The 15,762-nt window shown below is 66.9% G+C and carries 8 protein-coding genes; 5 read left to right on the top strand and 3 right to left on the bottom strand.

Translation table 11 applies throughout. The features are described 5' to 3' along the window. Positions 1-12: 12 nt before the first annotated feature. Positions 13-6,081 (bottom strand): Ig-like domain-containing protein, encoded by a 6,069-nt coding sequence (locus tag O3669_RS06510; RefSeq protein WP_371524086.1) that lies wholly within the window; start codon positions 6,079-6,081, stop codon positions 13-15. Between the two features lie 160 nt (positions 6,082-6,241). Here O3669_RS06510 and rsmI point away from each other — a divergent pair, with 160 nt between their 5' ends. Then, entirely contained in the window at positions 6,242-7,159 is a 918-nt protein-coding gene (rsmI, locus tag O3669_RS06515) for a 16S rRNA (cytidine(1402)-2'-O)-methyltransferase (protein ID WP_371524087.1), read from the top strand. A gap of 46 nt (positions 7,160-7,205) precedes the next feature. Here rsmI and O3669_RS06520 read toward each other — a convergent pair whose 3' ends face one another. After that, a complete protein-coding gene (locus O3669_RS06520) occupies positions 7,206-7,763 on the bottom strand; it encodes an isochorismatase family protein (RefSeq protein ID WP_299239825.1) in 558 nt (185 codons plus the stop codon). A 127-nt stretch (positions 7,764-7,890) separates the two neighbouring features. On the opposite strand from O3669_RS06520, the gene metG reads away from it, so the two are divergent. From metG to O3669_RS06535, 3 genes are all read left to right on the top strand, one after another. Continuing rightward, entirely contained in the window at positions 7,891-9,732 is a 1,842-nt protein-coding gene (metG, locus tag O3669_RS06525; RefSeq protein ID WP_314768528.1) for a methionine--tRNA ligase, read from the top strand. 122 nt (positions 9,733-9,854) lie between these two features. Continuing rightward, the gene (locus O3669_RS06530; protein ID WP_314768530.1) at positions 9,855-11,321 is read left to right on the top strand and encodes a glycoside hydrolase family 32 protein; all 1,467 of its coding nucleotides are present in this window, start codon (positions 9,855-9,857) and stop codon (positions 11,319-11,321) included. Positions 11,322-11,531: 210 nt separating this feature from the next. Next, positions 11,532-13,535 carry a sucrose-specific PTS transporter subunit IIBC gene (locus O3669_RS06535; protein WP_314768531.1) on the top strand — a complete coding sequence of 668 codons (2,004 nt, stop codon included), beginning with the start codon at positions 11,532-11,534 and terminating at the stop codon, positions 13,533-13,535. Positions 13,536-14,191: 656 nt separating this feature from the next. Here O3669_RS06535 and O3669_RS06540 read toward each other — a convergent pair. Next, entirely contained in the window at positions 14,192-15,214 is a 1,023-nt protein-coding gene (locus O3669_RS06540; protein WP_371524089.1) for a LacI family DNA-binding transcriptional regulator, read from the bottom strand. A 280-nt stretch (positions 15,215-15,494) separates the two neighbouring features. On the opposite strand from O3669_RS06540, the gene O3669_RS06545 reads away from it, so the two are divergent. Beyond that, positions 15,495-15,761 (top strand): HPr family phosphocarrier protein, encoded by a 267-nt coding sequence (locus tag O3669_RS06545; protein WP_371524090.1) that lies wholly within the window; start codon positions 15,495-15,497, stop codon positions 15,759-15,761. Position 15,762: the final 1 nt, after the last annotated feature.

The raw sequence follows: 15,762 nt of genomic DNA on the forward strand, positions 1-15,762 counted from the left end.
TTGCGTGTGTTACTACTGAGTGCAGGTGAACCAGCCGTTGAAATCTTTGTCATCGTTTCCGACCAGGTAGTAAACATATTGTCCGCCCAGGGTCCACCCGGGGAGCCCTTGCGTCCCGGGGACTCCCCTCCAGTTTCCGTTGCCGTCAACCTGCAGGGTCACCCAGGCATCTTTCTTGTCGTACTTTCCGGAGCACCTGACACTGGCGTTTGGAGGCCACCCGGACAGGTCCAGCCCCACCTTGTCGAAAGGACCGCTTCCACATGAGCCGGACACGCATTTGCCCGACCCGCCCCTGAATCCGCTGGCGCTACGGGCGTAGCTGGGGGCCGTGGCCCTGTCGCACGGTTGACCAGACTCGCGTGTTCCCTTTTCGCTCGAGGTCTGGACAGCCTTGACGCACAGCTGCGCGCTGCCGCCTTCGCCGGGGTTGAAGGAGCGGTGGCCCGATTCCGCACCAACGACAGACGGAATTGTCTCGCTGGTGTTTCCGGTGAGGATCAACTGGGTGGGGCGGCCTCCGCTGGCAGCGTTGTTCCAGTCGCAGTCGACCCACCCGGGTCCGCCGGGCCGACACGATACGGTTGGTGCCGTGGGGGGACCGAAGGAACTCACGGTGCCGCCGGTGGCCACTGCTTCGGATGTTTTATCGGTGCCGCTCTTGCGGACGGTCACCTTGACTTGGAGCGTTGCGTCGACACCATCCGTGAGTGCCGAGCTGGTGACAGTGTGATTGCCATCCCTGGTCAGGGAGTCCCAGTGGTCCCCGTCGGGCGTCCACTGGTAGTCGACGACGTCGCTCATGCTCCAGCCGTTGCCCGGCTCGAACTTGATGTTGAACGCGATCTCCTTCGAGTTTCCCGTGGCCTTCGGTGACGTGATCGTGGGGGCGTTGACTTGGCCGACGGCCCACACGGTGGTCGTCGCCGCGGGCGAGGTGTGCGCCTCGGGATCCTTTGTGTCGTTGACTGCTTTGACGCTGATGGAGACCTGCTGCTCGGAGTGCTCGAGCTCAAATGATGTGGAGGTCGTCGGCGCGTCGACAAGCACCGGCTTGGCGCCGTTCGCGCTGACCGTGTACTGCTCGATGTTACGACCGTTCGTATTGGACGGTTCGTTCCACGTGACCTGCGCGGTGCCATTCGAGAAGGTGGCGCTGACGCCCGTCGGGGCTTCCGGCGCGCCGTAGGGCGTCACGCCCTGGGAGAAGGACGACCACTCGGACGTGTAGTTCTTATTGCGAGCCCTGACCCGAACCATGTACTCGTGGCCATTCGTCAGGCCGGAGATCGTCTTGGATGTCTCGTTTGCGCCGGCCTGTTGCACACCGCCCGGCGAGAGCTCCACGTCGTAGCCCTCCAGGTCGGAACCGGTGTTGACCGGAGCTGCCCACGACACGGTGATGGAACCGTCTCCGGGCTTCACGGTGGGCGCGCCGGGGGTTTCGGGCTTGGCGTCGATGAGGACGCTCGTCTTGTTGGACGGATCGGATTCCCCGACCTCGTTCGTCGCGGTGACCGAGAAGGTGTGCTCGGTGCCGTTCGTGCGCCCGTCGAAGAGGCACTCGGCGACAGCGCCGCAGGACTTGGAGTCGCCCTGCGTGTGGTCGGTGACGGTGAAGGAGGTGATGGGGGAGCCGCCAGTGGTGCCCGTGCGCCACGACACCAGGGCCGTGCCTGCGCTGTTGGAGACCGCGCTCGCTCCGGTGGGCGCGCCGGGCTTATCCAGGACGGTCGCCGTGATCGTTCCCTGGACCTCGCGCTCGACGTCCTTGGTCGCGTCCTGCACGCGGTAGGTCACGGTGAAGGAGCCGTTGAAGCCGGCGTCGGCCTGGATGGTCATGGTCGACCCCGAGGCCGTGGCGCTGCCGCCCGCGGAAGTGGCAGGATCGCCCATGATGGTGAGGGGCCCCTGGTCGGCCAGCGGGTTGGTCGCGTACTCGGAGACGTCGACGGTCTTGGATTCCCCGGCCTTGAGGGTTATCTGGCCCGGGCTGGTCTGCACGAGCGGCTTGGAGGACGCGATGACGTTGACGGGCACGCTCGCGCTCGCTGAGGCACCCTGCTGGTCGGTGACCTCGATGGTCAGCTGCCCGGCCTGGCCCTTGGGCGCCTCGGCGTCGGCGGACACCGACAGGGTGGAGCCGGAGGCGGAGGCGCTGACGCCCTCCACCTGCTTATCTGTGATCGTGTAGGTCATGCCCGCCGGGTCGTCGCCGTCGGGGTCGGTGACCCACTGGTCCATCGCGATCTGGGAGGCGTCCTCGCCGGCGGCGACGTCGACGCGGGTCGGCACGATGCGCGGCGGGCGATTGTGGGCGGATTCGACCAGGATGGGCAGGGCCAGCGTGGACACGATGCCCGTCGCGTCGGAGGGGTCAGAGCCGTCCGTGACCTCCACGATGATGGAGGTCGGGCCCGAGAAGTCCTCCAGCGCAGTGTAGGTGAGCGTGCGTGTGTCCTTGACCAGTGTGGAGCCGTCCCAGCCGAGGCCGGCGCTGGCCTTGGAATCGCCGGTCAGCTGAACGGAGCGCCCGGACCTGGTCAGAATGTAGTCGTTGAGCGCGATTTCCTTGGTGACGCCGGCCGTGACCTTGATCGGCAGGGCGCGGGTGTCCAGCGTTGGCCGGGTGATCTCGGTTCCGGGCACGCGCACAACAGCCGACGCGGACAGTCCGTCGTGGTCGGTCACCGTATAAATGACGGTCTGCGGCTTCGGGGACAGGGGAATCGTCAGGGTGTCGCCGGAGGTGCCGATGCCCGAATCCGGGCTGGAGAGCGTATCGTCCTGGATGTCGCCGTCGGGGTCCTCATCGTTTTTCAGCACGTCGACCGAGACGGACCCGGAGGCCGCCTGCACGTCGGCCAGGGACACCTCGTCGTCGCGGGCGATGGGAGCAAGGAGCGGTGCGGTGGGGGTGACCACGACGGAGCACACGCCCTCGGCGCGGCCGCCAGCCCCGTCCTCGATGGCGTAGGAGATCACGTGCGTGCCCTCCTGCTGGGGCGCCGTAAAGACGATGCGCCCGGAGCGCTCCGTCACGTCAATGCCCGAGGGCGCGGACACGGACCCCTGCGCGAGGGTCAGGGGATCGCCGTCGGGGTCAATGTCGTTGGCCAGAACGGCGACCGACACCTTGGTGCCCGGACGCACCCTCACGGAGTCCGGCATCGCGACGGGGGCCTGGTTGAGGGAGGGACGAGGCGCGACGCCGACGCGGATCCCGCCGATGGCCTGCTTCCCCAGGGCGTCCTCGACGACGTAGGTGAAGGAATCCGTTCCCTGGACGTCGTTGCCGGGCGTGTACTCGAAGTTCGACCCCACCTGGGTGACGGTCCCGAGGCGCGCCGACGAGGCCATGCCGACGAGCGTCACGGAGTCGCCCTCGGCGTCGATGCCCTCCAACGGGATGGGGATTGTGACCTTGTGCCCGGCGACGGTGCGGGCGACAACGTCCTTCGGGCGAGGCGCGGTGTTGGTGTCCTCGTCCATGGCGACGACGGTCAGGTTGACGACGGCCGAGGCGACGTTACCGGCCGTGTCGGAGACCGTGTAGACGATGCGCCCCGAACCGGGACGGGAGCCGCCGCGCACGCGCACGACGTTGTTCGAGACGAAGACGCTGCCCAGGTCGGCGGGGATCTCGTGCTGGAGTTCGCTGGAGACCGTGAGCTTGAGCCCCGCGGGGGAGCGGTCGTTATCCAGGACCGACACGGAGGCCACGTCCCCGACGCGCACGACCAGGGAATCGTCGTTCAGTTCGGGCGGCGCGGATTCGGTGTTGGCGGGTGCGGGCAGGATCGTCACCGTCGCCGAGGCCGTGGCGACCCCGTTGGACACCGTGTAGGTGAACGATGCGGGGTTTGAGAGGCCGGAGGGCGCGGTCACGCGCACCATCTGGCGGTTGACGAGTGCGACCGCCAGCGGTGAACCCGGGGGCACGTCTAGTTGCTGGACGGTGAGGACGCCGCCGGTGGGGTCCGAGTCGTTGGCCAGCAGGTCCACGAGCACTTGCCCACCGTCGGGTAGGACCCCGAGGTCGTCCTCGGTGCTGGGCGGCAGGTCAGAACCGGTGGGGGCGACGTCCACGCGGATGATGCCGGTCGCCGTCGTGGGGCCGTCCGTGATCGTGTACGACAGGTAGTAGGTGCCGGCGGTGTTGCCGTCCACCGTGATTGTTCCCGCCGTCGAATCCATCACGGCGGTGATGCCAGCGGGAACGTCGTCCACAGAGACGAGCCTGAGCGTGTCGGAGTTGGGGTCGGTGTCGTTAGCCATCGGCGAGATCGACGCGGATGCGCCTTCGCGCACGACGAGGTGGTCGGCGTTTGCGACCGGCGGCTCATTGGCGCTTTCCTTGACGGTGACGTTAATCGAGCCATCGCCCGCGTCGCGCCCGTCGGACACGCTGATCGCGACCGCGTCCTTGCCGGGAGCGTGCCCGGCATCGATGATTTCAACGTTGCCGTTTTCGTGGGAGTTCACCGTCATCCCCGTGGGGGCGGTTGCGCCAGCCAGGAAGAAGGGGTCTCCGTCGGGGTCCACCCAGTTCGTCAGCCCGTTGACGGTGGTCCGACCGCCCTGGCCCACGGACACGGAGGGCACGATCTTCTGCACGGGCGCCTCGTTGACGTCGTCGCCGTGGACGGTCAGCGTCACGTGGGCCTGCGCGGTTCCACCCCGCCCATCCGAGACCTCGTAATCGAAGGTCGACGTGCCCGACGCGTCCTTGTTGACGGCGATCTGCAGGGCCGCACCCTCTCGGGCGACACTGACCTGCCCGAGGGAGGGCTGCGTGAGCGCTGAGGCCGTCATAAAGTCGCCGTCGGCGTCGGAATCGTTCATGAGGACAGGAAGGATCGCGGTCTTTCCCGCGCGAACCCCGAAGTCGTCGTCCACGGCCTCGGGCGGGGTGTTGTCCTGGTTGCGGTCGGGTGCGACCGTGTTGTCGATGTCGTCGACGGACTGGTCCTCGGTTTCTTTCTCAGACTCGAGTTTCGATTCCAGCTGATCCCAGTTGTCGACCAGGATCATGTCGGAGTCGGGCAGCCACAGGCCGTCCTTCTCGATGTCGTTGAGGACGATGACGTCACGATTGGTGCGGAAAATGGCCTTTTCGGCGCTCGCGAGGGAGTCGACGACCATCTCCCGGTCATCTGCGTCGGAGGGGCAATCCCTCACGAACGCGCCGGTCACCGACCAGGCCGCGTAGGCACACTTGTTATGCAGGACCGGGCGGGTGGGGGAGCCCCCGGCCGCTGGCGCGGGGGTGGTGGTGGGCGTGCCGCCGCCAATGGGAACCCTGATGAGGGCGTCGGGGGAGGAGAGCAGGACCTCGTTCGTCTTCGGCCCGGTGTCCTGGAGGACGACGCGCTCACCGTCAATGCGCTGCGTCTTGCCGCCCGGCAGGTAGAGCGTGGAAGTGTCCTGATCCCAGACGACCACGTCGGTTCCGACGGCCGCGATCTGCAGGTAGTCGGTGGCGCCGATGCCCGTCAGGGGTGTGGTCGTGGTGTCCGTCAGCGCGCCGCGCTTCAGCAACGACGTCACGCGCCCAGCCTCGGCGGACACCGCGTGCACGTTGCCCTCCAAGTCCACGGTCGTGACTGCGCCGGGCACGTCAGAAATACTGGCGTCCGCATCGTCCGCGTTGATGGGCGCGGGGTGGTCAGCCTGCTGCGCCCACACCTTGCCGTTGGGCGCGTCTGTGACCGCGATCGTGCCGCCGCGCACGTCCGTGGTCATTCCCCGGTAGTCCACTGCCGACGTCAAGGTGGCCGTTGTGACGTCAATGGGAGCCAGCGTGTTGGCCACCTGATCGGAGAGCTGGACCTGCTCGCCGTTTTGGAAGACGTCGAAGGTGGAGGAGGCTGCGTGCAGTCCCGCGTCCATGAGGCGGGCGGGAACGTTTACGTGTGCGACGATGCCGCGCTTTGCGTTGGTGACCCACACGCCGCCGTCGTTGAGGTCGACCTTGGTTTCTTCGACGCCGGGGGCGATGAATGCCAGCACGACCGAACAGACTCCGAGGGCTGCGACCGCGCCGGTGAGGACCGATTTCTTGGGGCGTCGAATACGCATACTGAGACTCCGAGAGCAACACGTTAATGGGTATCTATCTCATGCTACGTCAGCCCCTGACAGCGCCTGGCTCTCCCTTTGTACAATTTCTAGTACAGTCTTGAGGTCCTCATCGAACCCGCGCCGTGCGCGCACTGGAAAGCAGTGAGACGATACCGGCATGGACGCCGCGACCGACTCGACCCGACCCGCGACGAGTGCCCAGGCCTCGTCCCCGAATCCGCGCGACGAGCGCGGAAGCGACCCCTACCGTCAGCCGGGAGGGTCGATCCTGCTGGCCGCCACCCCCATCGGTGACGTACGCGACGCGTCGCCCCGAGTCGTCGAAGCCTTGCAGGGCGCAGACATCGTCGCCGCCGAGGACACACGACGCGCGCTCGCCCTAGCCTCGCGCCTGGGCATCAAGCTCGGCGGGCGCCTGATCGCCCTGCACGACCACAACGAGGCCGAGAAGGCCGCGGGAATCGTCGAGGCCGCCCAGGGCGGAGCGCGCGTCGTCTTCGTCTCCGACGCGGGCATGCCCACCGTCTCTGACCCGGGATTCCGCCTGGCGCGCGCCGCCATCGACGCGGGCGTCCCGCTGTCCGTCCTGCCCGGCCCTTCCGCGCCGCTCGTCGCCCTCGCGCTGTCCGGCCTGCCCTCAGACCGCTTCGCTTTCGAGGGGTTCCTGCCGCGCAAGGACGGGGAGGCCACGCGCTACCTGCAGGACCTGGCCACCGACCCGCACACGCTGATCTTCTTCGAGTCTCCCAGGCGCGCAGCCGCCACGCTCGCGCGCATGGCCGAGGTGCTGGGCGGTGACCGCCGCGCAGCCCTGTGCCGCGAGCTCACGAAGGACTACGAGGAAGTGCGCCGCGGCACGCTCGGGGAACTCGCGGAGGGGGCGGACGACATCCTCGGCGAGGTGACCATCGTCGTCGCCGGGTACGAACGCAGCGCGCGCGCCGAAGACCACGTCGGCGCGGTCCTCGCGCTCGCGGCTGAGGGCATGCGCCTCAAAGACGCCGCCGCCGAGGTCGCCGCCGCAACGGGCGCGCGCAAGAACGACCTCTACAAGGCCGCCCTCGCCGCGAAGTGACGAGGCCGGGGCAGCGACGAGGCTCGGGCGCGGTCAGCGGAGTTGCTCAGACGAGCAGAACGCCCTCCGTCATCATCCACTCGCGAGCCTGCTCTCCCAGCTCCTCGGAGACGGGGGCGGTCAGCTCACGCAGGACGCGCGTCGGGAACCCGGCGCGGACAGCATCCACGGCCGTGCACGCGACGCAGTGCGACTCGGCCAGGCCCACGACGTCCACCTCGGTGACGCCAGCGGCGCGCAGCGCCTCCTCCAGCGTCTTGCCGTCCTCGGTCGTCCCCTCGAAGCCCGAGTAGGCGGCCTCGTACTGGCCCTTCTTGACCGTCACGTCCGCGTTCACGTTCGCGAGCGCCGGGTGCAGCTCGGCCTCGTCCGTGCCCGCCACGCCGTGCGGGGGCCACGTGTCCACGAAGTCGGGGTTCTCGGAGAAGTGTGCGCCCGGATCGATATGCCAATCCTGCGTCGTTGCGATCAGCTGGTACTCCCCGCGGTGGGCCTCCACGTAGGCGGCCACGGCCTCGGCGACCGCGTTGCCGCCCGTGACGGGCAAGGCACCGCCCTCGCAGAACGTGGGCTGAACGTCGACGATGATGAGCGCGCGGGTCATGCTTCCTCCATGAAAGTGGTGTTTTGGCCAGGATAGCACCGAGCGCACTTCCCGCGGAGAGCGTGCCTTTCCCGCAAAAAGGTGCCGGTTCCCCGTTTGAGCCTGCCAGGCAGTATTGTTAGGGGCTATGAGTCGTATTCTGTCCGCCGTCGCATGGCCCTACGCCAACGGCCCCCGTCATATTGGCCACGTTGCGGGATTCGGTGTCCCCTCTGACGTTTTCTCCCGGTATATGCGAATGGCCGGCCACGACGTCCTCATGGTCTCCGGCACCGACGAGCACGGCACCCCCATCCTGGTGGCCGCCGACGGCGCTGGCGTGAGCGCGCGCGAACTCGCGGATCAGAACAACCGCCTCATCGTCGAGGACCTCGTGGCGCTCGGCCTGTCCTACGACCTCTTCACCCGCACGACCGCCGGTAACCACTACCGCGTCGTCCAGGACATGTTCGCCACCGTGCGCGACAACGGCTACATGATCGAGCAGGTCACGCGCGCCGCCATCTCCCCGTCCACCGGCCGCACCCTGCCTGACCGCTACATCGAAGGCACCTGCCCGATCTGTGGCGCCGAAGGCGCGCGCGGCGACCAGTGCGACAACTGCGGCAACCAGATGGACCCGACCGAGCTCATCAACCCGCACTCGCGCATCAACGGCGAGACCCCCAACTTCGTGGAGTCCGTCCACTACTTCCTCGACCTGCCTGCTCTGGCCGAGGCCCTGTCCGCCTGGCTGGACGAGCGCGAGCAGTCCGGTACCTGGCGTCCCAACGTCATCAAGTTCTCCCAGAACTTCCTCGAGGACATCCGCCCGCGCGCCATGACGCGCGACATCGACTGGGGCATCCCGGTCCCCGGCTGGGAGGACCAGCCCACCAAGCGCCTCTACGTGTGGTTCGACGCCGTCATCGGCTACCTGAGCGCCTCCATCGAGTGGGCGCGCCGCACCGGCGACCCCGAGGCGTGGCGCAAGTGGTGGAACGATCCCGAGGCCCTGTCCTACTACTTCATGGGCAAGGACAACATCGTCTTCCACTCCCAGATCTGGCCCGCCGAGCTGCTCGGCTACAACGGCCAGGGCGCGAAGGGCGGTGCCCCCGGTGACCTGGGCGTCCTCAACCTGCCCACCGAGGTCGTCTCCTCCGAGTTCCTCACGATGGAGGGCAAGAAGTTCTCCTCCTCGCACGGCATCGTCATCTACGTGCGTGACTTCCTCTCGCGCTACCAGGCCGACGCCCTGCGCTACTTCATCAGCGCCGCCGGCCCGGAGACCTCGGACTCCGACTTCACGTGGGCCGAGTTCGTGCGCCGCACCAACGGCGAGCTCGTCGCCGGCTGGGGCAACCTGGTCAACCGCACTGCGTCCATGATCGCCAAGAAGTTCGGCGAAATCCCCACCCCCGGTGAGCTTCAGGACATTGACCGCGCTCTCCTGGACGCCGTCGAGGCCGGTTTTGCCACCGTCGGCAACCTGATCCGCCACCACCGCCAGAAGGCGGCCCTGTCCGAGGCCATGCGCCTGGTCGGCGAGGCCAACAAGTACGTCACCGACACCGCGCCCTTCAAGCTCAAGGCGCCCGAGGAGCGTGAGCGCCTCGCGACCGTCCTGTGGACCCTCGCCCAGGCCGTCGCGGACCTCAACCTCATGCTCTCCCCGTTCCTGCCCCACGCCGCCAACGACATCGACCGCGTCATGGGTGGTGCGGGCGAAATCGCGCCCATGCCTCGTATCGAGGAGGTCGCCGAGCTCGACCCGCAGGTCCTGCCCGCCGACTTCGAGGGACGCGATGGCTACCCGATCATCACCGGCGACTACACGAAGGTTCCGACCTGGGAGCGTCACCCGATCACGGTCGGTACCCCGATCGCCAAGCCCACGCCCGTCTTCGTCAAGCTTGACGAAGCAATCGTCGAGGAGGAGCTTGCCCGCTACGCGGACGCTCGCCCCGACGATGTCACGGGTGCCTGAGCTGGGTTTTTCGTTGATCTGTCGGGCTTTGCGACAGATGTGACGGACGTTTGACAGCGCGCGGGTGGGACAGAAACGTCCCGCCCGCGCGCTTGTCTATGCGAGGGTGTTACCTTGTGGTCATGGCCGAAGATTTTCTCGCGTCCGCCCTCGCTGCCGAGGCCTCGTCGCGCGCCCCGCAAGATCCCGACTACCCCCTCTTTCACGTCGCCCCGCCCGTGGGTCGACTGAATGACCCGAACGGCCTCATCGAGGTCGACGGCGTCTATCACGCGTTCTTCCAGTACACGCCCGAGCACCCGCGCCGACTCGTCTACTGGGGCCACGCCTCCTCGACCGACCTAACGCGCTGGGACTATCACGCCCCCGCGATCCTGCCCGACACCCACCAGGACGCCAACGGCGCCTACTCGGGCACGGCCATCGAGGTCGGCGACCACGTCGAGCTGTGGTACACAGGCAACTACAAGGACCCTGAGACGGGGGAGCGCGAGGCCACCCAGTGCGTCGTCACCACGACCGACATGGTCCACTTCGACAAGCTCGTGCCCCCGATCATCGAACGCCAGCCGGACGGCTACACGGCCCACTTCCGTGACCCGCAGGTGTGGCGCGACGCGGACGGCTCCTACCGGATGCTGCTCGGCGTCCAGCGCGAGAACCTCACGGGCGCGGCCCTGCTCTACCGCTCCACGGACCTGCGCGCGTGGGAGTGCGAGGGGGAGATGACCTTCCCCGATGCCGGTGGCGCCTTTGATGCGTTCGGTTACATGTGGGAGTGCCCCAACCTCGTGCGTCTGACGGACGAGGAAACGGGGCAGGCTCACGACGTGCTCATCTTCTGCCCGCAGGGCATCTCGCCCGAGCGCGAGGGCTTCGAGAACATCTTCCCGTGCGTCGCCATCGTCGGCGAGCTGGTGGGAACCGAGCTGCGGGGTGCCGATGGCTCCTTCGAGGAACTCGACCGTGGCACCGAGTTCTACGCGCCCCAGATCATGGCGCGCTCCGCCTCCTCGGACCCCGGCGCCCCGACCCTCCTCTTCGGCTGGGCTGGTAACGCCAGCGAGGACGACCAGCCCTCCATTGAGACCGGTGGCTGGGTACACTGCTTCACCGCCCCGCGTGCCCTGACCCTGCGCGCAGGCCGTGTCATCGCGCGCCCGTACCTGCCGGGCCTGCCGCTCGCCCCCGCGACCCTTGAGGGGGCGCCCACTGACGAGGCCGGGGCGCGCATCGTGGAGCTGGCCGACTCGCGCTCGTGGCGCCTGGCCTTCGATGCCTCCTATGAGGGGGCCCTGTCCGTGCGCATCGGCTCCGAATCCGGCCTGGAGATCACCCTGGAGGAGGGCCGTCTCACCGTCGACCTGACGGGCACGCGCTACCCCCACGGCGGCCGCCGCGTCGTCACCCTGGATGCGGGGGAGGCGTGCTGCGTCGAAATCCTCCACGACCGCTCCATCACCGAGATCTACCTCGGCGACGGCTCGCGCGTCTTCACGACCCGCAGCTTCCTGAACGGCGCGGGCGCCGGCGTGGCGCTTGAGGGTGGCGCGTCGGTGACGGACATTCGTGCGGTGCGCGCTGACTAAACGACCCGAGAACGAGGCCGTGGCTACCCAGGTGGCCACGGCCTCGTCGCGTGTGGCGCGAGTCTCATTGCGCTGGCGTGAGATTTTTCCTGATCACCTTGCCAAAGGGGGTTCTGACGCCATAGTATGTCAATCGATTGCTACACACCGCCCAGCGCGGCGTAACAATGGCGTTGCGCGTGGGGTTTTGAGAAAGGAATGTGGTCGGCAATGGATCACGCCAAGGTGGCAGGAGAGGTCGTCGAAGCAGTCGGCGGCGCATCCAACATCAGCGCAGCAGCACACTGCGCAACCCGTCTCCGCCTGGTGATCGCGGACGAGTCCAAGATCAACCAGCAGGCCCTCGACGACAACGAAGATCTGAAGGGGACGTTCGCCGCCGGCGGCATGTTCCAGATCATCGTCGGTCCCGGCGATGTTGACCAGGTCTACGCCAACATGGTTGCGAACCATGGCGTACGTGAGGTCTCCAAGGATGAGGCCAAGGAAGAAGCCGAAAAGGGCGGAAACCTGTTCTCGCGCTTCATCAAGATGATCGCCGACATCTTCGTTCCGATCCTCCCGGCGCTGGTCGCCGGCGGTCTGATGATGGCCATCAACAACGTCATGACTGCTGAGGGTCTGTTCGGAGCGCAGTCGCTGACCCAGATGTACCCGGGCATCGCTGACTATGCGGCCCTCATCAACATGGTCTCCTCCGCCGCCTTCGCCTCGCTGCCGGTCCTCGTCGGCTTCTCCGCCGCCAAGCGCTTCGGTGGCAACGTCTACCTCGGTGCCGCGATCGGTGCGGCTATGGTGTCGTCCGACCTCCTCAACGCCTGGAATACGGGCGCGGCTCTCGCCGGTGAAGCAACGGTGAGCTACTGGCACATCTTCGGCATGGACGTCGCCAAGATCGGTTACCAGGCGCAGGTCATTCCGACCCTGGCTGTCACCTACGTTATGTGCCTCATCGAGAAGAACCTGCACAAGGTTCTCAAGGGCACCGCGGACTTCCTGCTCACCCCGCTCATCACGATGCTGGTCACCGGCTTCCTGGCCTTCACGATCATCGGTCCCGTTACCCGCGTGGCAGCCGAGTACCTGACCTGGGGCATTAACTGGACCTACTCGACCCTCGGCGTCTTCGGTGGTCTTCTCTTCGGCCTCGTCTACAGCCCGATCGTCGTGACCGGCCTGCACCAGTCCTTCCCCGCCATCGAAATCCCGCTCCTGCCCGTCAACGGCGGCGTCGGCGACTTCATCTTCCCCGTCGCCTCCATGGCGAACGTCGCGCAGGGCGCGGCTGCCCTGGCCGTCTTCTTCAAGACCCGCGACGCCAAGCTCAAGGGCCTGGCCGGCGCGGGTGGCGCCTCCGCCGTCTTCGGCATCACCGAGCCCGCCATCTTCGGCGTCAACCTGCGCCTGCGCTGGCCCTTCTTCTGCGCCATGGCAGCTGCCGCCATCGGCTCTGCGGGCGTCGCCCTGCTGAACGTGCGCGGTCAGGCCCTCGGCGCGGCCGGCTTCGTCGGCTTCGTGTCGATCGTGCCGAAGTCGATCCCGGCCTACCTGGCCCTCGAGGTCCTCGTGTTCGTCCTGTCCTTCGGCTTCACCTTCGCCTACGCCATGACGCGCGGCAAGGCTGACATGGAGGGCCGCGCGCCCGCGAAGAAGGAGGCTGTCGTGGCCGCCGCGGTCGCGGCTCCCGCTGGCGGTGCGGCTCCTGCCGCCGCGCCCGCCCCGGTTCCGTCCTTCTCTGACGAGGCCAAGGCTGACCTCTCCGTCAGCTCGCCGCTGGCAGGTACCGTGGTTCCGCTGGAGCAGGTGAAGGACGAGTCCTTCGCCAAGGGCATGCTCGGCCCCGGCATCGGTATCGAGCCTGCCGACGGCCTGGTCGTCGCTCCCTTCGACGGCAAGGTGACGGTTGCCTTCCCGACCGGCCACGCCTACGGCTTGAAGTCCGCTTCCGGCGTCCAGGTCCTCATCCACGTCGGCATGGACACCGTCAAGCTGGATGGCAAGGGCTTCACGCCTCGCGTCGCCAAGGGTGACATCGTGCGCCGCGGCGATGTTCTCGCCGAGGTTGACCTCGACGTGATCCGCGCCGCCGGCTACGAGACCATCACGCCCGTCGTCGTGACGAACAAGAAGAAGCTCGGCCCGGTGACCCCGGTCGCCAGCGGGCAGATTCAGCGCGGCGACGCGCTGCTCGACGTGGCCCCCAAGGAAGCCTGAGCCTTCCGGGAGTCAGTCTCGACGTAACGGGTGGGCGGCATCAGCATCGCGCTGGTGCCGCCCACCGTTTGTCTGCTCTCGTGGGGCCCTCTGCGTGCTGGCTGCCGGCGCGGAGATATGGTCGGCGATTGCGATGAGGGTTTGCGGCGCGCTGAATGATCAGTGGGGGCCTTGTGTGAACGAAAGGGGGCACCTGCGCCCTTGAGGTGGTGGTGTTAACCCCTTCAGGCGCAGTTGGACCCTACTAGTGGAGCGTGGGCGGGGGCGCCCACGCTCCACCTCAGGGGTTAACGTGTGCAGTGAAGGGCTAAGGCGCCCACCTATCGGGTTAACGTGCGCGGCGCCGACGGGATTGTTTGTTGACGCACGCTGGGCAGCTGATGTGTTCGCAAATAAGGGCCGAACAGGCAGATAGGTGGCGAACATGCGGATAGGATCTGCATAGGCGGATAGGTTATGACGATGCGGATAGCTTATTAGCCTATCCGCACGCCACTAACCTATCCATATGTCGATAACCTATCCGCATGCGCATCTGTGGCCCCTCGCCGGGCAAGAAATAAACCAGGTCAGCGGCGAGCGCCTCGCAGCACGTGATGTCAAGTCCCGGCTTTTGTGTAGGGATGTTTAGGCCGCTTTCTTTCGTGTTGAGGCGCTCAGGCGCTGATCGAACGCCCGGGAATCAGCGTGCCCGGGAATTCGAGCGTGGGAGCGGGGCTCTCCCCGGCCTCGTCAATGGGGCGAGGAAGTGTGCCCTCCATCTGCTCGAGGAGGATATCGACGGCGGCCTGGGCAATCTGGCTGATGGGCTGCCTGATGGTCGCCAGGTGCGGTAGGGCGCGGCGCATGGTCTCGGTGCCGTCGAAACCGATGATGGACAGGTCGCCGGGGACGGACAGGTCGCGGGTGTGCGCCCATTCGAGGACTTCCGCGGCGGCCAGGTCATCGGTGGCGAAGACGGCGTCGATGGGGGAGCGGGCGCACGCCTGGTCGAGGCTGCTCTGCACCAACGCGAAGCGCTGGGGTGTGGGCGTATCGAATGGAATGGTGACGATGCGAGGCTCGAGGCCGGCGCGTTCGATCTCGGCGCAGTATCCGGCCTCGCGCAGGTTGCGCGGGCCCGAGCGTGAGGTGAGTAGCAGGGGATGGCGGCACCCCGCGTCGAGGAGTGCACGGGTGGCCAGTGCGCCGGCGTCCCGGTTGGCGCAGCGCACGTTCGGGATCGACGGGCTGAGTTCGCGGTCGATGGTCACCAGGGGCATGCGGATCGTGTCGTATTCGCTCAGTCCCTCGTTGTGGGCGCCGGAAATGATGCCATCGACGCGGTTGCCCACGAGAAGGGACAGGTATTCGCGTTCGCGCTCGGCTCGTCCCATCGAGTTGCAGATGAGGATGCGGTACCCCGCCTCGGCGAGGGCATTTTCGACCTCGACGGCGAGCTCGCCGAAGAAAGGCAGGGAGACGGCGGGCACGATGAGACCCACGGTCTGGGTGCTCTTGCCGTGCAGGGCGCGCGCCAGCGAATTGGGACGGTAGCCCAGGGTCTTGATGGCGTCGGCGACACTGCGCTTGGTCTTCTCTGACAGGTAGCCCCGGTTGTTGAGAACGCGCGAGACGGTGGTCGGGCTGACGCCAGCGAGCTGGGCGACGTCGGCCAGCGTAGGTTCGCGGGAGCTCATGCTCGCTTTCCTTTCGTTGGTACCTCTCCAGTCTAGTCGGTGTGAGCCAGCTAGGTCGAGCGTCTCACGGACGAGGCCGGTGAGTGTCTAGTCAATACGCGTTGTTACGTGTCGGGCTGGGGGCATGAAAAGGATGGTTTTTTGGCATTTATGAGGGTGATTCATCCCATCTGGCCGCGTTGTGGGATCGGGTTTTCAAATCAGTGCACTACGTCATAGTATGGGCGCAACGGGTCCCTGTGTCTCACGATGGACATGCCCGCATTCGAAAGGAACGACTATGATTTCCCGCACCGTTGCAATTGGTTCCTCCGTTGGCCTTCATGCACGTCCCGCTTCCGTCCTCGCCGAGGCTGTCGATGACTCGGGCGTCGAGGTCACCATTGCGTTCGATGGCGAGGAGGCTGACGCCGCGTCGCTCCTCGAGATCATGACGCTGGGCGCCAAGCACGGCGACGTTGTCACCCTGTCCACCGAGGATGACGGCGCGGGCGAGGTGCTTGACTCGCTCGTCGAGCTGCTCTCGCGCGATCTTGATCAGGAGTGAG

Origin of the sequence: Pauljensenia sp. 20925_1_34, from assembly GCF_041432775.1 — a bacterium.
Lineage (GTDB): Bacteria > Actinomycetota > Actinomycetes > Actinomycetales > Actinomycetaceae > Pauljensenia.